This window comes from Phycisphaerae bacterium (assembly GCA_035384605.1).
Lineage (GTDB): Bacteria > Planctomycetota > Phycisphaerae > UBA1845 > PWPN01 > JAUCQB01.
This window is the reverse complement of record DAOOIV010000007.1, coordinates 42,487-65,205: the sequence shown is the minus strand read 5'-3', so window position 1 is coordinate 65,205 and position 22,719 is coordinate 42,487. Positions and strand designations below refer to the sequence as shown.

Below are 22,719 nucleotides of genomic sequence, written 5' to 3'. Positions count from 1 at the left end.
CGGCAACAAGAACGTCATTGGAACCTTACGGCCAGACATCTGTGCGGCTTGCGCGCATGTTTCTGGATCGCAGAGCGCTTGGGTTGCGGCCCGCAAAAAGGCGGTCCGCCTTAGGATGCCATGAAAGATACTTGCGTTCAACGAAACAGTCCTCCGGAGCGTTGGAATCGGCCTGCCCGCGCAGAGCCATGAGCATCGCGCCCGGCACCCGGCACACAGAACAGTGGCGACAATCAGGCGAGGATGGTGACGGCTTGTCATGGCAGACTCCTTGGTAGAGGGTGGAGCGTCGGCTACATAGAAATCTACGCTGTGTTTGGACGCCGGGGTGTAACGGGTGTGTAACACCTTGGCGGTTCGCCCGGGTGTCGCAAAGGGATGTGGCGCGTGGGACCGGTCTTATCTCCGCCGACGGGGGCGGATCAGCATCAGCAGCAGTGCGCCGACCATCGCCGCCTGGGTCGCACCCAGCCCGCACCATACCCGCCTGGATGAAGGGGTCTGACCATCATTGGGGATGGGCTGGCCCGAGCCACCGTCGGGTGAGGGATCGCAAACGTCGCCTAGTCCATCACCGTCCCGGTCCGACTGATCCGGATTCGCCGTCTCGGGGCAGTTGTCACACTCATCGCCCACGCCGTCGCCATCGGTGTCCGTCTGAGACGGGTTCGCGACGTTCGGGCACAGGTCACAGGCGTCGCCTACACCGTCGGTATCGCTGTCAAGCTGATCCGAATTGGGGGTGAGCGGGCAGTTGTCGCACAGGTCACCGACACCGTCGCCGTCGCTATCCAGTTGACTCGGATTGGCCGTCAGCGGGCAGTTGTCGCACAGATCGCCCGGACCATCGGAGTCCGTGTCCGTCTGATCGAGGCCAACATCGAACGGGCAGTTGTCGATGCAGTCAGGAATGGTATCGCCATCCGAGTCGGTGTCCGGTACACCGCATCCGCAAACGCCAGGCTCGGTCTTGAGCGGGTCGTTCGGGCAGTTGTCGATCGGCGGCAAGCCTCCTCCTCCCCCGCCGCCCCCTCCTCCGCCACCGCCGGACTCCTGGCAGTCAGCTATTCCATTGTTGTTGGTGTCCGCGTCCGAAACGCCGCAGCCGCAGACGCCCGGAGCGATCTTGTTTGGGTCGTCGGGGCACAGATCGTGGCAGTCGGCTGTCCCGTCTTGATCCCGATCGGCATCGGGCGTGCCGCATCCGCAGAGGCCTGGGGCAAGCTTGACGGCATCTTCGGGGCAGCCGTCGTTGCAGTCCGGGGTGCCGTCGCTATCGGTGTCCGTGTCCGACACGCCGCATCCGCAGATCCCCGGCGAGGTTTTGTTCGGATCGTCGGGGCAGAGGTCGCCACACTGATCGAGCGGATCTTCAGGGCAAGGGTCCAGGCAGTCAGGGGTCAGATCGCCATCCGTATCAGTGTCGGCCACGCCGCATCCGCAAGCTCCCGGCGAAACCTTGTCGGCGTCTCCCGGGCATTGATCGTTGCAGTCCGGCGTGCCGTCCGCGTCTGAATCCGTATCCGGGATCCCGCAGCCACACGCGCCGGGTTGCGACTTGTTCGCATCGTTCATGCATCCGTCGTTGCAGTCGGGCACTCCGTCGCTGTCACTGTCGGTATCGGGGGTTCCGCATCCGCAGGTGCCGGGTTCGACCTTGGCGGCATCGGCCGGGCAGTTGTCGCTGCAATCAGGTACGCCATCGGAATCGGTATCAGCATCAGAGACGCCGCAGCCGCAAAGCCCCGGCTGTGCTTTGTCTGGGTCGAACGGGCAGTTATCCAGGCAATCCGGCACATCATCACCGTCTTGGTCTGTATCAGCCGTACCACATCCGCACCAGCCAGGTTCCGTTTTGCCGGCGTCGGTCGGGCAACCATCGGTACAATCGGGTATGCTGTCGCCATCGGTGTCGGTATCCGGGGTTCCGCATCCGCACACGCCGGGCTGCGACTTGTTCGGATCATTCACGCATCTGTCATTGCAGTCGGGTACGCCGTCGCGATCACTGTCGGTATCTGGGGTCCCGCATCCGCAGATGCCGGGTTCGACCTTGGCGGCATCGGCCGGGCAGTTGTCACCGCAATCAGGTACGCCATCGGAATCGGTATCAGCATCAGAGACGCCGCAGCCGCAAAGCCCCGGCTGCGTCTTGTTCGGATCGATCGGGCAGTCGTCCAGGCAATCGGGTGTGCCGTCTCCGTCCTGATCGAGGTCCGCAACTCCGCATCCGCACAAGCCGGGTTCCGTCTTGCCGGCGTCGGCTGGGCAGCCGTCGAGGCAATCAAGGGTTCCATCCTGATCGGTGTCGTCGTCAGGGATGCCGCAACCGCAGACTCCCGGCTCAATCTTCTTCGGGTCGTCGGGACACAGATCCACGACGCACGTGTTTGCCGGATCGGCGGGACAGGGGTCGACGCAGTCCATGAAGTCGTCCTCATCCTCGTTCACGTCGGGCACACCGCATCCGCAGATTCCTTCCGCCACTTTGTCCGGATCCTGAGGGCAGGCATCGCGGCAATCGGGCGTGAGGTCTCCATCGCTGTCGGTGTCCGGTGTGCCGCATCCGCAGATTCCCGGCGACGTCTTGTTTGGATCGTCGGGGCAGAGGTCGCCGCACTGATCGAGCGGATCGTCGGGGCAGGGGTCGGCACAATCCGCACTTCCGTCGTCGTCGCTATCGGTGTCAGGCACCCCGCAGCCGCAGGTGCCAGGCTCGCTCTTGCCCGGATCGTCGGGACATCGGTCGTTGCAGTCGGGGGTGCCGTCGTCGTCGCTGTCGGTATCGGGCACCCCGCAGCCGCAAATGCCCGGCACGTGTTTGGCGGGGTCATCCGGGCACTCATCGTCTCCGCAGAGGTTGTCCGGATCATCAGGGCAGGGATCCACGCAGTCGGGTTCCCCGTCGCTGTCGCTGTCCGTATCCGGTTGGCCGCAACCGCAGATGCCCGAGTTGATCTTCCCGGCGTCTTCTGGACAAAGGTCGTGGCAGTCGGCCACGCCGTCCTGATCGGTATCCGTGTCCGGCGTCCCGCAGCCGCAGGTGCCGGGTGCGATCTTGAGCGGGTCCTCGGGGCACTGATCCACGCAATCGGCTTTGCCGTCGCGGTCCGTGTCAGTGTCGGGGTTGCCGCAGCCACACTGACCGGGCGCGGTCTTGGCGGGGTCAACCGGACAGGCGTCCACGCAGTCGGCCGTGCCGTCCCCGTCGGTGTCCGTATCCGGCGTTCCGCAGCCGCAGATTCCTGGTGAGGTCTTGTTGGGATCGTTGTCGCAGGTCTCATTGCAGTCGAGCACGCCGTCGCTGTCGGTATCAATGTCCGGTGTGCCGCAGCCGCACCCGCCAGGCTCGGTTTTGGCCGGGTCGTATGGACAGTTCTCATGGCAGTTCAGCACGCCGTCGCCGTCGGAGTCCACATCGGGCACTCCGCATCCGCATTCGCCGGGGGTGGTCTTGTTCGGATCGTGCGGGCATTCTTCTCTGCAGTCGAGCACCCCGTCGTTGTCGCTGTCGCGATCAGGAATACCGCAACCGCAAACCCCAGGCGTGACCTTGCCTGGATCATTGAGACACGAATCGACGCAATCGGCGACTCCGTCGCCATCGGTGTCGGTGTCGGGGTTGCCGCAGCCGCACTGGCCGGGGGCTCGCTTATCGGGGTCCTCAGGGCAAGTGTCTTTGTCGAGGCAGTCTGGAACGCCGTTGCTGTCGGCATCGGTATCGGCCATGCCGCATCCGCAGGCTCCCGGTGCGATTTTGTCGGGATCGTCCGGGCACAGGTCGCACGCGTCGCCGGCCCCGTCGCCGTCGCGGTTCTCCTGGCCGGCGTTCGGCTCAAACGGACAGTTGTCACAGGCGTTGCCGGTGCCGTCGCCGTCGCTGTCCCGCTGATTGGCATTTCTGACAAGTGGACAGTTGTCGCAGGCGTCGCCCACGCCGTCGCCTTCGGTGTCCACCTGATCGGGGTTGCTCACATAGGCGCAGTTGTCGCACAGGTTGCCGAGGCCGTCTCCATCGGAGTCCGTTTGGTCGGCGCCGGCCTTGTTCGGGCAGTTGTCACAAGCATCGCCGATGCCGTCCCCGTCGGCATCCGTCTGGTCGGGGTTGTCGATTCCGGCGCAGTTGTCGCACAGATCGCCCAAACCGTCGCCGTCGGTATCCATCTGATCGAAGCCGGCCTTGTTCGGGCAGTTGTCGCAAGCATCGCCGATGCCGTCGCCGTCCGCATCAGCCTGGTCCGAGTTGGAAATCTCGGGGCAGTTGTCGCAGGCGTCGCCCAAGGCGTCGCCGTCGCTGTCGGTCTGATCGGGGTTGTAGTGCAGAGGACAGTTGTCGTCGTCGTCCAGCACGCCGTCATTGTCGTCATCATCATCGCATGCGTCGCCGAATTCATCGCCGTCGTTGTTGGCCTGATCGGGGTTGGGCACGGTCGGGCAGTTGTCGCAGGCGTCGCCGACGCCGTCGCCGTCCTGGTCGCACTGTTTGCCGACGGCCTCATCGGGGTCGGTCGTATCGCCGTCACCGTTGCAGTCGGTCGGTTCCGTGTGTGGGGGATTGTCCGCGAAATCGCAGTTGTCACAAGCGTTGCCGAGGGAATCGTTATCGCTGTTGGTCTGATTGACGTTTGCCACCTTGGGGCAGTTGTCGCATGCATCCCCGACGCCGTCCTTGTCGGTGTCGGTCTGAGACGGGTTATAAACCAGCGGGCAGTTATCCTGGCTGTCCGCACGTCCGTCGCCGTCATCGTCGTTGTCGCAAGGGTTACCTTTCCCGTCGCCGTCGGGGTCTTCCTGGTCGGGATTGAAATGCAGCGGGCAGTTGTCGTCGCATTCATGCTTGTTGCCGCCGGTGCAAGGGTTGTCGCCGGCTATGCCGCTGCCGTCGCCGTCATTAAGAATCCCGTCGTTGTCGGCGTCCGGATCGCATACGTCGCCCAGACCATCTTTGTCGGTGTCCTTCTGGTCGGGGTTGGTGACGTCGGGACAGTTGTCACACGTGTCGCCGATACCGTCACCATCGCGGTCGCACTGTAAGCCCACCGCTTCGTCGGCGTCGTCGGTATCCCCGTCGCCGTTGCAGTCGGTCGGCTCGGTGTTGGCCGGGTTCGCGGTCTTGGGGCAGTTGTCGCTGACGTCGAGGACGCCGTCGTTGTCGTCGTCGTTGTCACAGGCGTCGCCGCCGCAATCGGGCCGGCCGTCGCAGCCCGCCGAGTCCTGGTCGTTGTCGGCCTGGTTGGCATTCTTGACGGTTGGACAGTTGTCGCAAGCGTCGCCGACGCCGTCGCCATCGGTGTCCGTCTGGTCCGGGTTGGCGATGGTTCGGCAGTTGTCGCAGGCATCGCCGACGCCGTCGCCATCGCCGTCCGCCTGGTCCGCATTGCTCTTCTTGGGACAGTTATCTTCTACGTCGGGGATCCCGTCCTTGTCGCCGTCCCATGGGCATGCCCAGCGGGCAATGTAGTTCGCCGTCTTGCCATTGGCGATGGTAAACAGGCCGCCGACGAACAAGGCCGGGCTGATGTCGTCGCTGAACACCGCCAGGGCCTTGACGCCGTTGTTGGTACCCGTGCCCAACGTTGACCAGGCAGTGCCATCCCACTTGGCGATCTGGTTGGCGGTCAGGCCGCCCGCTTGGCTGAACGTGCCGGCGACATAGAGAGCCTCGCCGTTACGGTCGTCAAAGGTGGCCATGCAGGCAACACTACCGACGATCCCGCTGCCCAGCGCCGACCACGTTGTCCCGTCCCAACGGGCGATCTTGCTGACGGAGGCTGCCCCCGATTTGCTAAACGTTCCACCGGCGTAAAGCTGTCCCCCAAGTACGCCCAAAGCCTGCACCGTTCCGTCAAATCCGCTGCCGACGGCGGACCACGAGCCGTTCCATCGTGCAATGCGGTTAGCGGTGACGCCGCCGGCCTCAGTGAATGGGCCTCCGGCGTAAAGGGCCCCGTCAAGCACAGTCATTGCCAGAACGTGGCCGTTGGCTCCACTGCCCACCGCGGTCCATGCCGAGCCGTTCCAGCGAGCGATGTTCGAGGCCGGGTTGCCTCCGGCCTGAGTGAACGAGCCGCCGACGTACAACTCGTTGTTGTACACCATCATGGCCACGACCGGCCCATTGACGCCCGATCCCACGGGTGCCCAAGCCGAGCCCGTCCAGCGGGCGATGTGGTCGGCCGGCTGACCGTCGGCCCTGGTAAAAAAGCCACCGGCGTAGATGTGGTTGTTGTACACGGCAATCACCGCCACCTGCGGAGTAGCGGTCACGCCTGGATCATTGGCCATTCCGGTGCCCAGGGCCGACCAGTGCCGGCCGTCCCATCGTGCAATACAGCCGGCCGAAACGTCACCGGCCAGGCTGAACTCGCCGCCCGCGTAAAGTGAGTCGTTGAAGACGCACAACGCGGTGATCTTGGCGTTTGTCCCCGGCGGCTGAAGAGCCGGGTCGAAGATCGGCGTGCAGACCTGACCCGCATCGGCCCGGTTCACGGAAGCCGTCAGGATCAGAACTGCCAGAAGTGTGGAGAATGCGATTGCGTGACGGGGAAACGACTTGCTCATGGGCCCATCCTTTGGCGCGTGGACTATCCGTGGCAGATTCCATTCTGCCTATCAGGTTTATCGGCATCAGGTGAGCTTGGACCCGACGGGTTGAGCAGAAAACAGCCCTATCGGCCGGAATGAGCCGGCCGGACAGTACTGAAAACGGGGGTGCGTTGCAATCAACCGCCGAACGACAGACCGGACGCCAGATGGTATGCCGTGGCAACCGCCAGAATGATGAAGAGGACATCCATCCAGCCGAACAATGCGCTGAAAAACAGCCCGAGCAGTCCTATGGCAGCTTTGCCGGCGGCGTCCTCGAACTCTTTTTCGGCTTCGACGAGGGCCCTCTCACTCTCTTCGTTCCGATCGCGCTCGATTCGCTTCGCCTCGACCACTCGCTGATTCTCTGCGATGCTGTCGGCCCGCTTGGCGGCCGCCCGGTGATATTGTGCCCATTGTGCAGCGTTCACTTCGAGCTCGTCCGTGTCAACGCCCCTCTTGCTCGCCTCGGTCTCCAGGGCCTCGTCTATATACGAATAGATGAGAAAGTCTCGAACATAGGCCGCATCTTCCCATTTGCCGCCCTGTTCCCACTGCTTCATCTCCTCCATAGCCTTCTTGACCCGATCCTCAGGCATGTCCTTGAATCGCTGCTGTTCCTGGGCGTAAAGGGCTTCCCGCTGCGGATCGTCATAACTCAATCCCTGGCGATTGGCCTTCAAAGTGGCGTGGTGGGAGGCCAGAACGTACCTCTCCGTCATCATGGCGGTTTCCTCACCCTCGCTGCGAACGGCGGTATGAACCGCGCCAGAGTTGCTCATCGCGGGCATCATGCTGGCCGCCACCGACAAGACCACGATAACGAAGACACCGATCTTACCGACGACGATGCCTAGAACCGCCATGAACGAGGCGATCAGTCCGGCCGGCGTGCTTTGGTTGCGGTAACCGAGGTACATGCCGCCTCCCGCCAGCCCGCCGATGGCCCATGCGATCCAGCCGATTTGAAGATGAATGGCATAGGCAACGCCGGCCCAGATTGCCGCGCCCAGCATCGCTCCAAGGAAGCTCAACAGCGTGCCCAGCAACAGCGCGCCGCTCGACCTGACGGCCGACCCGAGTACTCCGCCGACGGCGGTCAGTGCGCCGCTTCCGCCCCCGCTGATGGCCGTATCCTGCATGCGACGTCCGGTCTTGGTGTCAAAGCCGCACGCCACACACAGTCGGGCCTTCGCAGGCATGGTCTGGCCACAGTTCGGGCACAGCTTGTATGCCGTGCCGATGTCTGCGGCCGGCTGCTGCGACGCCTCGGTCAGCAGGGAACCACCATCGTCCGACCATCCGTAAGTACCATCAATCCTGCTTTTGGTATTCCTCTGGCAGAGGCGACTCCGAAACCGGAGCGGGCTTCGGCGCCGGTTTCGCCGCAGGTTCCGATACCGGTCCCGGTTGAATCCCAACCGTGGGACTCGCGGCTGCATGACCGATGACGAACACACCCTCGCAGGCCGGACAGCGCGCCTTTCGGCCGGTTGTGTTCGCGGGCACGCGGATGTGCTTGCCACACGCCGGACAACCCACCATGACGGTCTTCTGGCTCGCCGTTGCGGGTCGGGACTCCTGCTTGGGCATCCCCGGGCTTGGATACGCGGGTGCTGCGATGCTTGCGCGACCGTCAGTTGCTGGTATGATGAAGGATCTGCTGCACTTGGGACACTTGGCCTTGTGCCCGGCAAAAGAGGCCCGCAGTCCCAGCTTTGCGCCACACTCGCACCTCACGGTGATACGCTCTGATTGCGTGTCCTCCATAGTGCAACGACCTCCGGGAAGTGAAAAACCGCGGAAGTCTTCCTCTGCCGCTATTGGGTGCAAGACGCGCCCAAGACCGATATGGCCCAGATTGCTGGCCCATGCCGCGACGCGGCCGCACGTCGAGAGGCTTCCGCAAGCACTTCATGGCATATGCTAACCGAAATAACCCTTCCTACCAAGGTGGTAATTCAATGGGTTCGAGAGAATTCTGGAGCTGCCGCTGGCCGCTTGTTTGCCGGTACCCTCTGCCCGCCGGGCCTGCTCGGTCGGACGAACCGCCCGTGGCCCCCAAGGTATGTACACGCCGAATGCCTCGCGGAACCGTGTTCGCCTTGCGTCTGACCCGTCCTTCGCGGTATCGATCGCTCGGGATTGTGAAAGAAGGGCTACAGCGTCACGGATCTGGCCGCTTATGGAAACGGTCCTCGGCGGTATGTCATTTGGGTTGGGAGAGGTAGAATTAGAACCTTACGGCCAGACATCTGTGCGACTTGCGCGCATGTTTCTTGATCGCAGAGCGCTTGGGTTGCGGTCCGCAAAAAGGCGGTCCGCCTTAGAACCTTATGGCTGGATGTCTGTGCGGCTTGCGCGCATGTTTCTGGATCGCAGTGCGCTTGGATTGCGGTCTGCAAAAAGGCGGTCCGCCTTGGGTAATTGAGCCGATCCGGCACCGGTTGACAGGAACACCCTATGCCTGACAAGAGATCGCATCGCGGCCCTCACCCGGATGATGCCCGACTGTTTGCCGAGTCCCAATGGCCGATTCTTCGAGCTGCCGTCGGAGACCTGTCTTTTCTGCTTGGCAGGGGTTATGCCGAGAAATCGGCCCTCAAACTGGTTGGCGATCACTTCGGACTGACGCAGCGGCAGAGAATCGCGGTGATGAGGTGCTCCTGCTCCGATGACGCATTGGCTACACGGAGGCAACGCGAAGTCCCGCCCGGGGCAGTGAGCGCGAGCGAATTGGCTGTTGATGGATACAACGTCCTGACAACTGTCGAAGCCGCTCTGGCCGGCGGGGTCGTCATTCAGGGACGGGACGGCTGCTACCGCGACATGGCCAGCATGCACGGGACCTTCCGCAAGGTCCGAGAAACCGGCCCGGCACTGGGCCTGATCGGCGAGACCGTAGCCGCCCTCCGGCCCCAACGCTGCCTCTGGCTGCTCGACAGCCCCGTCTCCAACTCCGGTCGACTGCGGAGCCAGATGAGGGATCTCGCGGCCAGGCGGGGGTGGACCTGGGAAATCGAACTCGTCACGAACCCTGATACCGTGCTGGCCGATTCCAGCGCCATCATCGCAACTGCCGATAGCGTCGTCCTTGACCGATGCCGTTCCTGGCTCAACCTCGCTCGCTTGGTGCTGACCTTTCACTTACCGAACGCTCGCATCATCAACCTTGCTCCGGAAAACCGCTGACGCTCGGGGCAGATCACCTTCGTTGCCATCCTGGCGGCTGCGCGGGCTTGGTCCTCATCTCCACGAGCCGAAGACGCCGCCCACAGGTCTTCGCAGAAGCTCTCGGAAGCCGCTTACCACAGATGGAGCACGTGCAGCGTCCACCGGTAGTGTCCCTGAGTCTCCAAATGAGGCTGCTCGAGAACGTAGCCGTCCTGCATGAGCAGACGGACGTTCTGGACGGACTGAACAGGAAACAGTGGTAAATCGCTGCTCTCGTCCGGGCAAACCACGGTTTGTTGTCCGCTGGCATACCAACTCTCATTGAGGCGCAGGTTCAGCCAGGGTTGACCCATCTCGTCGGCCTCCAGTTCGCCCTCCACCACGACGTTGATCGTAAAACTGCCGGTGATGGTGCACTCGTCCGCAGCCCCCGTGATCGTGCCGTTCACAGTGCCTTGGCCGGTTGCCTGCAGCGCCCCGATGTCACCGACGACGTAGATCGGCAGCGAGAAAAGGACCTGGCCGGTGACGTGGATGTCGTGGCTGTACGAGGCGTAGTCGACCGTCTGCAAATAGTCGTACTCGATGGCGAACCGGTTCGTGCACTGGTTGAGCAGGTGCGTCACGGCAGTGTGAAGATCTTGCATCAACTCCGATTCCTCGTCGAAGCCCAACAACTGAGCCTGGCCGAGGTAAGCCAGGGCTTCGCGCACGTAATCGTCGTCGCAGATGTCGATCGGTACGACATGACAACCCGGATCCAGGAAACACTCGATGGCCTCACGCAAGCGTTCCTCGGCTTCTTTGAACGAATCCTGAGCCTCGCTCTCCATGCCTTGTGACTGGAACCATTCGCCCCACTGCAACAAGCCGCCGACGTCATCAAGCGTCGATTGCCAGTGGGATGAGCCTTGCGATTGACCGGCGGCTTGGCCGGCCTGTTGCGAGGCCTCGTTACCGGACGGCGATCCGCCCAGGTAACTGCTGAAGTGCCGGATCTTCCCGGAAATCACGCCTCCGTTCACCTCCTGCTCCGAAATCGGCACGACGAAGTCCGCCTGTCGCAGATGGAACAGGAGAGCCCGCGCGTCAACCGTTCCCTCGGCCGGCGAGACCTTCAATGTGGCGGCTTTCAGCAGCATCAGACCGTCCGGTGCCAGATCAACGCCAGGAAACACGTTCTCCCCGATCGGGTTGGCCGGCGGCTCATCCAGTGGGTCGACCGAGATGTCAACAGATCCCGACAACGCGCCCGACGGTATCTCCAGGCGGATCGTGTCACCGCGGCTGTTGATGGCCTCGATCACGCCGCCCTCAGATCCGATGGTTTTGCGCACCGTCTCACCGGCGCGGTTGCCCTTACCTTCGTCAGGCGTTGTTCGGGGCAGGCAAGCTCCGCCTTGAACACAGATCACTACCGCGAGCAGGGTCAGCGACACGATGCTCCGGTGCGGATTCAAGCCGGCCATGTGCGGTCTCCTTGTCTTGAGATGAACGCCGAGACAGACGCTTCGTACTCTATCACCGGCACCGGTGTCGATCAATGTCTTCTCTCGACCGCGATATGGTCTGGCCGACTGACAGCTACACTCTGGGTCGCATTGGCCGGACGATCGACCATCCCAAGAGCAGGGCACACCGCAGCGCCGTGAACCGTCACTACCGCCGGCGCTTTTTTTCAGGAGGCAACGGAACCGGCGGCGGTTCGCGAGGCAATCAGCCTCTTCGCGTGGCCGACCAGGTGGAACGAACCGGTGATGCAGATGATATCCTCGCGAGTCACCGCTCGTTCCGCGATCTCCAGGGCTTCCTCAAGGGTATGGGCCACCTGGGCCATCTTGCCGCATCGCTCGATGTACTCGGCGGCAAGCTCCCCCGGGTCTGCGGCTCGCGGAATGCCTCCTTCGGTGAAGATCACCTTGTCGGCTCCAAGCTGGATATGGTTCAGCATGCCGCTGATGTCTTTATCAGACCGGCAGCCGAAAATGACGACCATCGAGTCGTATGGGATGTTCTGACCGATCGCCCGCATCAGTGCCTCGACGCTGGCTGCGTTGTGGGCTCCATCGACCATGATTCGAGGGTTTTCGTGGATGGTTTCCATGCGCCCCGGAAGCTTCGCCTTGGCGAGCCCTTCGATGACCGACTGATCCTCCAGCTTAAAGCCTCGCTCCTTGAGCGTCGCCATGACACTGAGCGCCAGCCCGCAGTTGATCGCCTGATGCTCTCCCATCAAGGGTACCGGCAGATGCTCGAAACGGCTGTTTGCCGTGATGAGGCTGACGCACGTATGCGGCCCAATCGGCCGTGTCGATTCGAAGCGGTAGCTGAACTCAATGTCCTTGCCGGTGAACAGCAGCGGACATTTCACCTTGGCTGCAACGCGCTGAAGAGCCGCCTTGGCCTCAGGCGCTTGGGGGGCGCTGATCGCGGGAATTCCTGGCTTGAAAATGCCGGCCTTCTCCTCGGCTATCTTGTCCAGCGTGAGCCCAAGCTGACCCATGTGATCGTAACTGATGCTCGTGATAGCGCAGACTTCCGGTCTCAGCACGTTAGTGGAGTCCAACCGCCCACCCATGCCGGTCTCAACCACCGCTATGTCGAGCTGCTGCTCAGCAAAATAGAGAAACGCCAGAGCGGTCAGGATTTCAAAATAGGTGGGTTCGTCCTTACCCAGACGGCGAACCACCGGTGCGATCCGGCCCATGAGGTGGGTCATGTCCTGCTCGCTGATCATCTTGCCGTCAATCTGGATGCGCTCTCGAACATCCAGCAAGTGCGGCGATGTATACAGCCCCACTTTGAGATTGCAATTGGAAAGCATCGCCGACAGCATCGCTGCGGTCGAGCCCTTGCCCTTGGTTCCGGCAATGTGAACCGACTTGAACTCCCGATGAGGATTGCCCAAGCCCGATAACAGCCGGGTCATCCTCGCGAGGTTGAAGTTCCGTGGTGTGTACCCCACCCGGGTCATCTTCTCGTGGTTTACCATCGAGTCCAGGAAGGTTAATGCTGACCGATAGGTTCGGATGGAGCCGGAAACTGCTTTCTTTGCCATTGTCTTTGCCGTCGTGGACCGAGCCATAGGCCGCCATACTATCAAAAAGCCCGATCCCAGTCAAATCCCTCGCTATATACCGAGCACAAAATCACAGGGCATCAATTCTCGTATCTATTTATTTGGATTGAGCTTAGAGACTTATTGCATCTTCTTGGGTTTGCTGTCGGCCTGGGGTCGGCCAACGCTGGGCATCGACACTATTCCGGGCAGGTCGGGGCCTCGTCCCAGGCTGGCCTTCAGTTCGCTTGTCAAACCTCACCCAGACCCGAGGATCAGCCGCCAATGGCTGTCGTCTAACTTGCTTTTTGACAATCGGTTACAGAGTGCGGCTCTCCTTGTTTCGCATCCGCCGTCCAAATCCGACACCTGCCTGCCGACAAGCCGCGCGAGTGACGGTAGACGCCTTGCCGAGAACTGCCGCGAATTTGCAGTCAGAGAAAGCCGAAATCACGAACCGACGTGATGCGAAAAGGGACCTTCGGCGCCGAGACTCGCCAGAGGTTTTGCACCTGTCTGACGCCAGGTGCGGCATTGCCGATGTCTAGGTCGTATATATAATTAAGCTTTTGGGGTTGACGACGCCTGTCCGGGGAGAGCTAGTGCCACCCCAACGAGCCGCGCGACAATCCGTCCTGGCGAATCTCGGTTCCGCCAATCCGGCCGATGGCACGGGCGGCAGCTCGGTCCTGTAGGCCGGCCAACCTGCCCTGGCGCGATGACCGCAACCAGGGTGAATGTGAATCTGAAGGAGTGCTGATGAAGCGCCTGCTCAAGACGTCGACGGTGTTGTGGTGTCTGCTTGCCACAGGTCTGGCGGTGGTGCGCTCGCCGCGAGCATCCGTGGCGGACACGCTCGAAGAAAACAAGCCTATCGGTACCGCAGCTCAGCAACAGCAGTGGATCGAGGGACTCGGCCTCGTTGGCTTGGGCAGGATCGACAAGGCTGCGGAGATCATCAACAGCCTCGCGACAACCGGGGTAAGCGACGAACGAGTCGCCCATGTTCGCGATTGGCTGAGCGAATACGGTGATTTTGAGAAAAGTCGCCGGGAGCGAGTCGGCAAGGACTACCACAAGTACGTTTCTTGGGCCAAGGAGGACGTCGCCGCCGGACGCCGTCACCAGGCGCTGGTGAGCATTTCGTTGGCTCACAGCGTTGCGGACAACCCGGACGACTTCCTCAAGGAGGCTTGGGTCGTCGAAGCCCTTGAAAACGCCGTCAAGGCCGCCCAGGAGTACGAGGCCAAGGGCAAGTGGTATGCGGCCGCCCGCGTCTACGTCCGGTTGCAGGATCTCTATCCCCTCAACAGGGATTACCGAAAGGCTCTGGAGCGGTGCCAGGACCATATTCGCCTGGAACTGACTTACGAACCGGAGTCGGATTGGGAGTCGGCTGTCGCAGACATCTCTAAGGACATGGCATACGATGCCTTTCTCAAGATCTCCACCGACTACCTCAAGACGCCCGATTTCCGCGAGGCCGTGCTGGGAGCCCTGCGCCAAGTGCTGCTCATGACCAAGACGCCGAAGCTGCCCAAGGTCTTCGAGAAACTCAACGACAAGGAGGCGGTGTCTGATTTCTCCACCCGCGTCGAGGCCAGACTCAGGTTTGCGGAAGCCAAAGATTCGCTCACCGTGCATGAGCTGATAGCGCATTTCGAGCGGGTTCTGGAAATCAATGAAGAGAACGGTTTGTTCCCGCAACCCGTGCTCGTTCGCGAGTTCACCTATGGAGCACTGCAACCGCTGGACAAGTTCAGCGACATGATCTGGCCGGCCGATGTGCCCGAATTCAACAAACACACGCAAGGCCGCTTCAGCGGCGTGGGCATCCAGATTCGCAAGAACGATGGCGAACCCATCCTGGTCGTCTCGCCGCTCAAAGGTTCGCCCGCATACCGGGCCGGCGTTCGCCCCGGTGATCTGATCACCAGGATCAATGGCAAGAATGCCGCCAAATACACGATCACCAGGGCGGTTCGGGAGATCACCGGTCCGGTGGGCACCACCGTGAACCTGACGGTCAAACGGCCCGGGCAGGAGCAGGAGTTCGAACTCACGCTCGAACGTCAGGAGATCAACGTTGAGTCGATCAAAGGGTTTGATCGGGATGATCACGACGCATGGAAGTACATGCTCGATGAAAACCAGAAGATTGCCTGCGTCCGCCTGACCAACTTCACGGAGAATAGCGCCGACGAGTTGAAAAAAGTCCTCACCGACCTGACCAAGCAGGGCCTGCGGGGCCTCATTTTCGACCTGCGGGACAATCCTGGCGGCCCGCTCAAGGCGGCGGTGGACGTCTCAGGCATGTTCCTGCCGCCCAACAAGCCCATCGTCTCCACAAGGGATAGAAACAGCTCCCCCTGGGAGGTCTCATCTCCCGGCGACGTCTCTTACACCGATTTCCCTATGATTGTCCTCACCAGCCGCTACAGTGCCAGCGCCTCGGAGATCGTGACCGGTGCTTTGCAGGTTCACAAGCGGGCCTTGGTCTTGGGAGAGCGAACCTATGGCAAGGGCAGTGTGCAACAGGTCTTGCCGTTGAATCGAAGCCGTATGGCTTTTCTCAAACTGACCACGCAGCTTTACTACCTGCCCGACGGCCGCTGCCTTCACAAAGATGATGACTCGGTCACGTGGGGAGTCGACCCGGACATCTCCGCGCGGGTGTTCCCCAAGGAGCGATTCAAACTCTACGAGCTCCAGCTCAAGAGAGATATTCTCAAGGGCAAGGATCAGGGCGAGCTGACCGACGACGACATCCAGAGGGTGACGTCCTACCGCAACCTCGCCGCCAGCCAACCGGGCAAGGGTGAATCCGGGAAGGGCAAAGACGATACCGGCGATGAGACTCCGACCGCAAGCTCAAAACCGGCTACCCAGGCAGAAACCGGCGAAGGCGAGGAAACGGAGGATGAAGACGACGCTGCCGAGGACTTTGTGACCCGCGAGGATCCAAACGACTACCCGGAAAGCGATCCGCAACTGGACCTCGCGCTTCTGCTGATGCGCATCCGGCTGGAGACAAACGAACCCTGGCCGAGCCGGGCGACCCAGATGGCCGCGACTCCGGCTCCCGCAAACGCCCAGCCGTAATCGCACTCGCCGCACAACCGGCGCACAAACCCCTTGCCTCTCGTCTTCGGGGCCGCTGAAATGACGGGTCCGCCTGGAAAGCCGGCTCGTAGGCAGTCGATCGAGGGCAAATGGCGGTCTCAGGCTCGTCAATGGCCGCACAAACAGTGTCGGCAAGAGACATCTGCTTGGCCTTGAAACAAATGTGTCATTCAGTTTCATTGGGCCAAGGTTTGAGTTGCTGATCGGGTCTTCTGTTGAAAGAGCGGCCATCAATCATGGGGGTCTTCTAAGGCGGCTAAGACAGGATGCTGACGGCGTTGTGGAGTGATATGATCATCGGGTGCATGGACGCCAAGTCCCTCAAGTGCGTTTTGAAACGTTGTGTGGCGGGCTTCCACGCTGTCATGACACCGGCTTCTTGGACGCGCAGCTATGCACATGCTTCCTCAGCTTCCAGGTTTTGCTGAAAACGTCGAACGGCGGGTCGACCATTCAACCCGGCCTTGCCCGGCGGCGTTGGGGAGTATGCCGGCCAGGGATGAGGATGCGGCATGAGGATTCTGCAGGTGATGCCGTGGTGCCTGTGTCCCGCAATATGCTGCGGCGCCTGCACGGCTTTTCTTCCGCAGCGAACAGCCCCACCCGAGGGCCCGATCCCGACGAGATTCACCCTCGGGAATACCGATGTCGCCGAGAGCAATCGCTGGTGGCAGGACTTTGAGAGCGAGGAACTGAACCGGTTGATCGACGTCGCCCTGCGGGAGAACCTGTCGCTCCGGCAACTCTGGGCCCGCCTCGAACAAGCGGGCTGTCAAGTGGTCATGGCGGCCTCGGGATTGTATCCCCAGGTGACGGTCGGGGCCGATGCCGCTTACAGACGCACGGTCACGAAGGTCGACAGCGAAGCGTCGTCGTTGAAGTCCCGGCTTGGAGAGACTGTGGCCAACGAAGTCTCGAAAGGTATCAGCAAGGCACTCGGCCAGGACTCAGGAGCGACTTCTTCTTCCGGCAGCGCCCCCGGCACGCAGGAACAGTCGTCGCCCTCGCGATTGATCAGGGAAACCAAGAGTTTCGGGCTGTCGCTGGCCGCCAACTATGAGGTGGACGTGTGGGGCCGTGTTGCTTCGGCTTATCGTGCCGCTCGGTTCGACTTTGCCGCCTCGCGCGAAGACTTGGAGTCGACCGCGATGACACTGGTCGCCGAAGTGGCCGAGCGATGGCTGCGAATCCTGGAGCAGCAGGAATTACAACGCTTGCTGTCGGAGCAACTGGCGACCAACAAGATCTATCTGGAGCTTGTTGAGCTTCGGTTTCGAAAGGGCCAGGTGTCAGCCCTCGATGTGTACCAGCAGCGACAGGCGGTCAGCGAGGTTGAACGTTTGCTCCCCCTTTCGGAAGCCGAGGAACAGGTGCTTCGCCACGATCTGGCCCTATTGATGGGCAAGCCGCCCACGGCCGACTTGACCGTAGGTCTCTACGATCTGGCCTCGGTGCCGGATCCGCCGGGGACGGGCATCCCGGCTGAACTGTTGGCCCGTCGACCCGATGTTCGCGGGGCCTTGTCACGACTGCATGCCGCGGATCACCGTGTGGCGTCGGCCCGGGCGGACCGCCTCCCGGCGATTCTTCTTAACGGCGGCATCGGCTACGACACGGGGGACATTGCCCACCTGTTCGACGATTGGTTCTTGAACCTTGCCGCCGCCTTGACGGCGCCTTTATTTGACGGGTTTCGCCGTCAGGCCGAGGTGGATCGGACGCTGGCCGTCGTTGAGCAACGTCTGTCCGAGTATCGGTTGGCGGTCCTCACTGCGATCAAAGAAGTGGAAGATGCTCTGATCAGAGAGCGAAAGCAGTGCGAGCACATCCAGGGACTTTCTCGACAATTGGAGGATGCGAGAAACGCCCTGCGCGAGGCATCAGGGCGGTACCAGGCCGGATTGAGCGATTACCTGCCGGTGCTGGCCGCCCTGGAAAGGACGCAATCACTGGCCCGGACGCTGGTTGTTGCCCGACGCGAGCTCTTGGTTACGCGAATCGATCTGTACCGCGCATTGGGCGGAACATGGACACAGGAGCTGGAGCCGCCTGTCCGAGCAAGCGACGAGGCCGCCGAGCCGAAGGATTCAGAATCATGACTGCCGACGACGTACGTCTTTCACACCCTCGCGAACGGGCACCGGATGATAAGCCCAAACGAGGGATTCTCCTGCGACTGATCCGCGGTCTCGCCATGTACCTTCTCCCGGTGGTCGTGATCGTCGCGGGCATCGCGGGTGCCGTTCACCTGATCAGGACGGCACCGCAGGCCCAACGCCGTACGCCGGAGAACCCCGCAGCACTTGTTCGAGTTGAAATGGTCCGGCGGGTCAGCGCGAACGCCGTTGTTCAGGCCCAGGGCACGGTCATGCCGTCCCAGGAAGTCCTGCTCCAGCCCAGGGTAAGCGGTGAAGTCACCGAACTGAGCCCCAAGTTGGTACCCGGAGGACGCTTCAAGACCGGCGAGTTCATTCTCCAGATCGACCGGCAGGACTACAAGCTCGCGGTGGAAAAGACGAAGAGCCAGGTGGCCCAGGCGGAGTATGAACTGAAGCTCGAACAGGGCCATCAGGAGATCGCCAGACGCGAATGGGAACTGCTGGATATGAAAGAACAAGCCGGCGCTCTGGACTTCGAACTGGCCTTGCGCAAGCCTCATTTGCTCAAAGCCACTGCGGCGCTCGAAGCGGCAAAAGCGGCCCTTCGCGAGGCAGAGCTGAACCTCGACCGGACGACGATCCGGGCCCCTTTCAACTGCGTCGTGAGATCGGAGAACGTCGACCTTGGCGCCCAAGTCGCGCCCCAGACCCAACTCGCGATCCTGGTCGGCACGGACCAATATTGGGTGCGGGCGGCCGTGCCCGTGGATCACCTTAGATGGGTTCTTTTTCCTGATGAACATGGCGAGGGCGGTTCAAAAGCTGCGATCCGACAGGAACTCGGTACGGGTCCTCAGGGGGAATGGTGCGGAATGGTCGTGCGATTGCTGAGCGACCTTGAACCGCAGGGCCGTATGGCACGGGTCTTGATATCAGTACCCGACCCGTTGAATTTGAACGAGATGAACAAGCGTTCGCATCCGTTGCTGATTGATGCCTACGTGAGCGTCGACATCGAAGGGCGGGAAGTGAATGATGTTTTCGCCCTGCCAAGAACCGCCCTGCGCCAAGGCCGGCAGGTCTGGATCATGAACGGCAGGAATGAACTCGAGATTCGGGACGTGGACATCGTTTGGGGAAACCGCGATACCCTGTTGGTGCGATCGGGGATGCAGGAAGGCGAGCGCCTGGTCGTCAGCGACCTGCCCGCCCCGGTGGCCGGGATGGCCTTGGCGCTGGAGGAGCCCCCCCCCGACCCAATGCCGCGGACGGCCGTGATTTCCGAGAACGTGCGGACCGCCCATGGAGCAGGCAATGCCGGATCTGCACAATAGCCTTGAACAACGCGGCGCGATCGCCTGGATGACCCGGCACTCCGTGGCCCCGAATCTGCTGATGCTCTTCATGCTGCTGGGCGGCCTGTTCATGGCTCTGCGAATCAAGCAGGAAGTCTTTCCCGAATTCGATCTCGACATGGTGATGGTGACCGTCCCCTATCCCGGTGCAAGCCCCGAGGAGGTCGAGCAGGGGATCATTCTGGCAATTGAGGAGGGCATCCGCGGAATCACCGGCGTCAAGGAAGTCACCGCCGTTGCTCGCGAAGGCTCGGGCATGGTTACCGCAGAGTTGGAGGAGAACACCGACGCCCAGCGCGTTTACCAGGAAATCCGGCAGGAGGTCGACCGCATCACCACATTTCCTGAAGATGCCGAAGAGCCCGACGTCGTCCTGATGACGCACCGGCGCGAGGTGATGGATGTCATTCTCTATGGCGATGCGGATGAATGGATCTTGCGAGAGCTGGCCGAACAGGTACGCGACCGGTTGCTGCAGGATCCGAACGTGACCCAGGTGGACCTGGAACCCGCGCGCACCTTCGAGGTCAGCATCGAGGTGCCGCAGGAAAACCTCCGGGCGTACAACCTGACCCTGCAGGCCATCGCCGAGCGGATTCGAAGCGCCTCCATCGAGCTTCCTGGCGGCAGCCTCCGAACCGATTCGGGCGAGATCCTGCTCCGGATGAAAGAGCGACGCGATTGGGCCAGGGAATTTGAGAACATCCCGATCATCACCTCCGCGGACGGAACTCAGTTGCTGGTTCGCGACCTGGCCACCGTCCGGGACACCTTCGAGGAGGAATACCGTTTCGTTACATACAACGGCAAGACGGCGGTGAACCTGGAGGTGTATCGCGTAGGCAAACAAACGCCGATCGGAGTCTCCAAGGCGGTGTGGAAGAAGCTGGAGGAGATCCGGCCCGCGCTGCCGCCGGGAGTGTACATCGACGTCCGCCGCGATGAATCGGAGATCTATCGCCAACGGCTCGATCTGCTGCTGCGAAACGGGGCCATGGGCTTGGCGCTCGTCCTGGTGTTTCTCACCATCTTCCTGGAGTACAAGTTGGCTTTCTGGGTCGCCATGGGAATTCCGATTTCGTTTCTCGGGTCCTTTCTCCTCCTGCCGGCCATGGACGTCACCATCAACATGATCTCAATGTTCGCGTTCATCATCGCTCTTGGCATCGTCGTGGACGACGCCATCGTGGTGGGGGAAAACGTCTTCGACTATCGTCAGTCGGGCATGGGACGCTTGGAAGCCGCCATCCGAGGCGCGAAGGAGGTCGGCGTCCCGGTCACCTTCAGCATCCTCACCAATATCGCTGCGTTTGCCCCATTGGCGTTCATGCCCGGGACGATGGGCAAGATATGGCGCGTCATCCCACTGGTCGTTTCGTCAGTCTTTACTATTTCTCTGCTGGAGTCCATGTTCGTCCTGCCCTCTCACCTGGCCCACACCAAGAAGGAGAACGCCACCAGCTTGGGGCAAGTCATTCACCGGGCCCAGGACCGCGTGAGCAAGCTCATATCACGCATGATTGAGAAAGGTTTCGGCCCGCTGCTGGCCGCAGTCCTGCGTTTTCGTTACCTGACGGTGAGCCTCGGGGCGGGAATCCTGGTTCTGGCTCTCGGTTACGTTGCCAGCGGGCGGATGGGCTTTGAGATGATGCCCAAGGTTGAGGCTGACGAAGCCGATGCCACGGCCATTCTGCCTTACGGTTCTCCGCTCTCGAAATTGCAGGAAGTCAGCGACCGTCTGGTCCGGTCGGCCCAGTCCGTAGCCGGCGAAAACGGCGGCGAGCGGCTCATGCGCGGAGTACGGGCCTACATTCGCGAAAACGAGATCTTCGTGACCGCTTACCTCTTGGCACCCGAAATCAGGCCGATCAGCACCGCTGAGTTCGCCCGTCTCTGGAGAGAGAAGACCGGTGTCATCGAAGGACTCCAATCGCTTCGTTTTGAATCGGACCGACGCGGACCCGGTTCCGGGGCATCGATGACCGTGGAACTGGCCCATCGTGACATCGAGGTACTGGACCGGGCAAGTGAGGAACTGGCGGCGTCTTTGGCCCATTTCGCCAACGTCAGGGACATTGACGACGGTTATACGCCCGGCAAACAACAGCTCAATTTCCGGATGCTCCCCGAGGGACGAAGTCTCGGGCTGACGGCCGCCGCCGTCGCTCGGCAACTGAGAGGGGCCTTCTACGGCGCCGAGGCCATCCGCCAGCAGCGTGGCCGCAACGAGGTCAAAGTCATGGTGCGGCTGCCGAAAGCCCAGCGCATCAGCGGATTCGACGTGGAGTCCTTCATTGTGCGGACGCCGGCTGGAGCGGATGTGCCTTTGCACCAAGTGGCCACCGTACAAGCCGGTCGGGCATACACCGCTATCAACCGGCGAGATGGACGCCGCACCGTCAGCGTCACCGCCAATGTGGTTCCGCAGAGCGAAACCGACAGGGTTCTCGAGATGCTGACCGAGACCACTCTCCCCGACTTGATGAGCAAGTATCCGGGCCTCACCTATAGCTTTGAGGGCAGACAACAAGACATGCGAGAAAGCCTGGCAAGCCTGCAAAGCGGCTTTGTCATCGCACTGATGCTGGTGTACGTGCTGCTCGGCATACCTTTCCGGAGCTACCTCCAGCCCGCAATTGTCATGATCAGCATCCCCTTCGGGATTGTCGGCGCTCTTTTAGGGCATATGATCATGGGCTATAGCCTGAGCGTCATCAGCATGATGGGTCTTGTGGCACTTTCGGGCGTGGTCGTCAACGATGCGCTGGTCCTGGTGGAGTACGCCAACCGGCAGCGGACAAAGGGTCTGAGCGCCCATGAGGCCATCCTCAGCGCCGGCGTTCGACGCTTTCGACCGATTATTCTGACAACCGTTACCACGTTCGGCGGATTGGCTCCGATGATCTTCGAAACGTCACGCCAGGCCCGATTCATGATTCCGATGGCCCTGTCCCTGGGCTACGGCATCCTCTTCGCCACGGCGATAACTCTCCTGATTATCCCTTGCCTGTATCTGATCCTGAACGATGCACAGCGGCTCATAGGTTGGAGTACGCCCGCGTCTGACGAAGAATCGACGCAGAAACTGCCGGAAATAGCTCTCCAACGCGCCGATGCGTCTCGCTGATCCGGGGCCGCTGCGGATAGTACGATACCAGCGACAGCCTGCCTCTTATTTGAGCATCAGGCGGTCTCTGTCTGTTGATGCCTCCAGGCCGCAGGAACAACTTCCCATGAGTACAGCCTCAGCGGTCCCATGCCTCGGCAATCTGTGCGCCTCTGGCGCGTGGCCGTCTTGTTTCTTTTCAGTTCAGCACTTATCTTG

General features: G+C 61.6%; 9 protein-coding genes. 5 read left to right on the top strand and 4 right to left on the bottom strand.

Annotated features, from left to right (window positions below):
- Positions 1 to 399 precede the first annotated feature (399 nt).
- Positions 400 to 6,561 carry a thrombospondin type 3 repeat-containing protein gene (locus tag PLL20_03460; GenBank protein ID HPD29026.1) on the bottom strand — a complete coding sequence of 2,054 codons (6,162 nt, stop codon included), beginning with the start codon at positions 6,559 to 6,561 and terminating at the stop codon, positions 400 to 402.
- 161 nt (positions 6,562 to 6,722) lie between these two features.
- On the bottom strand, positions 6,723 to 7,787 hold the full coding sequence (locus PLL20_03455) for a hypothetical protein (GenBank protein HPD29025.1): 1,065 nt from the start codon (positions 7,785 to 7,787) through the stop codon (positions 6,723 to 6,725).
- A gap of 1,261 nt (positions 7,788 to 9,048) precedes the next feature.
- Here PLL20_03455 and PLL20_03450 point away from each other — a divergent pair.
- Positions 9,049 to 9,777: a DUF434 domain-containing protein gene (locus tag PLL20_03450; GenBank protein HPD29024.1), complete on the top strand. Its 729-nt coding sequence runs from the start codon at positions 9,049 to 9,051 to the stop codon at positions 9,775 to 9,777.
- Between the two features lie 113 nt (positions 9,778 to 9,890).
- On the opposite strand, the gene PLL20_03445 is transcribed toward PLL20_03450, so the two are convergent.
- The gene (locus tag PLL20_03445; GenBank protein ID HPD29023.1) at positions 9,891 to 11,228 is read right to left on the bottom strand and encodes a hypothetical protein; all 1,338 of its coding nucleotides are present in this window, start codon (positions 11,226 to 11,228) and stop codon (positions 9,891 to 9,893) included.
- Positions 11,229 to 11,437: 209 nt separating this feature from the next.
- Entirely contained in the window at positions 11,438 to 12,817 is a 1,380-nt protein-coding gene (locus PLL20_03440) for a folylpolyglutamate synthase/dihydrofolate synthase family protein (protein HPD29022.1), read from the bottom strand.
- Positions 12,818 to 13,576: 759 nt separating this feature from the next.
- Here PLL20_03440 and PLL20_03435 point away from each other — a divergent pair.
- The 4 genes from PLL20_03435 (at position 13,577) to PLL20_03420 (ending at position 22,521) form a co-directional block, all read left to right on the top strand.
- Positions 13,577 to 15,919: a S41 family peptidase gene (locus PLL20_03435; protein ID HPD29021.1), complete on the top strand. Its 2,343-nt coding sequence runs from the start codon at positions 13,577 to 13,579 to the stop codon at positions 15,917 to 15,919.
- A gap of 533 nt (positions 15,920 to 16,452) precedes the next feature.
- Entirely contained in the window at positions 16,453 to 18,039 is a 1,587-nt protein-coding gene (locus PLL20_03430) for a TolC family protein (GenBank protein ID HPD29020.1), read from the top strand.
- Positions 18,036 to 19,373 (top strand): efflux RND transporter periplasmic adaptor subunit, encoded by a 1,338-nt coding sequence (locus PLL20_03425; protein ID HPD29019.1) that lies wholly within the window; start codon positions 18,036 to 18,038, stop codon positions 19,371 to 19,373. Before PLL20_03430 ends, PLL20_03425 begins: the two co-directional genes overlap by 4 nt.
- Positions 19,354 to 22,521: an efflux RND transporter permease subunit gene (locus tag PLL20_03420; GenBank protein HPD29018.1), complete on the top strand. Its 3,168-nt coding sequence runs from the start codon at positions 19,354 to 19,356 to the stop codon at positions 22,519 to 22,521. The genes PLL20_03425 and PLL20_03420 overlap by 20 nt, the downstream gene beginning before the upstream one ends.
- Positions 22,522 to 22,719: the final 198 nt, after the last annotated feature.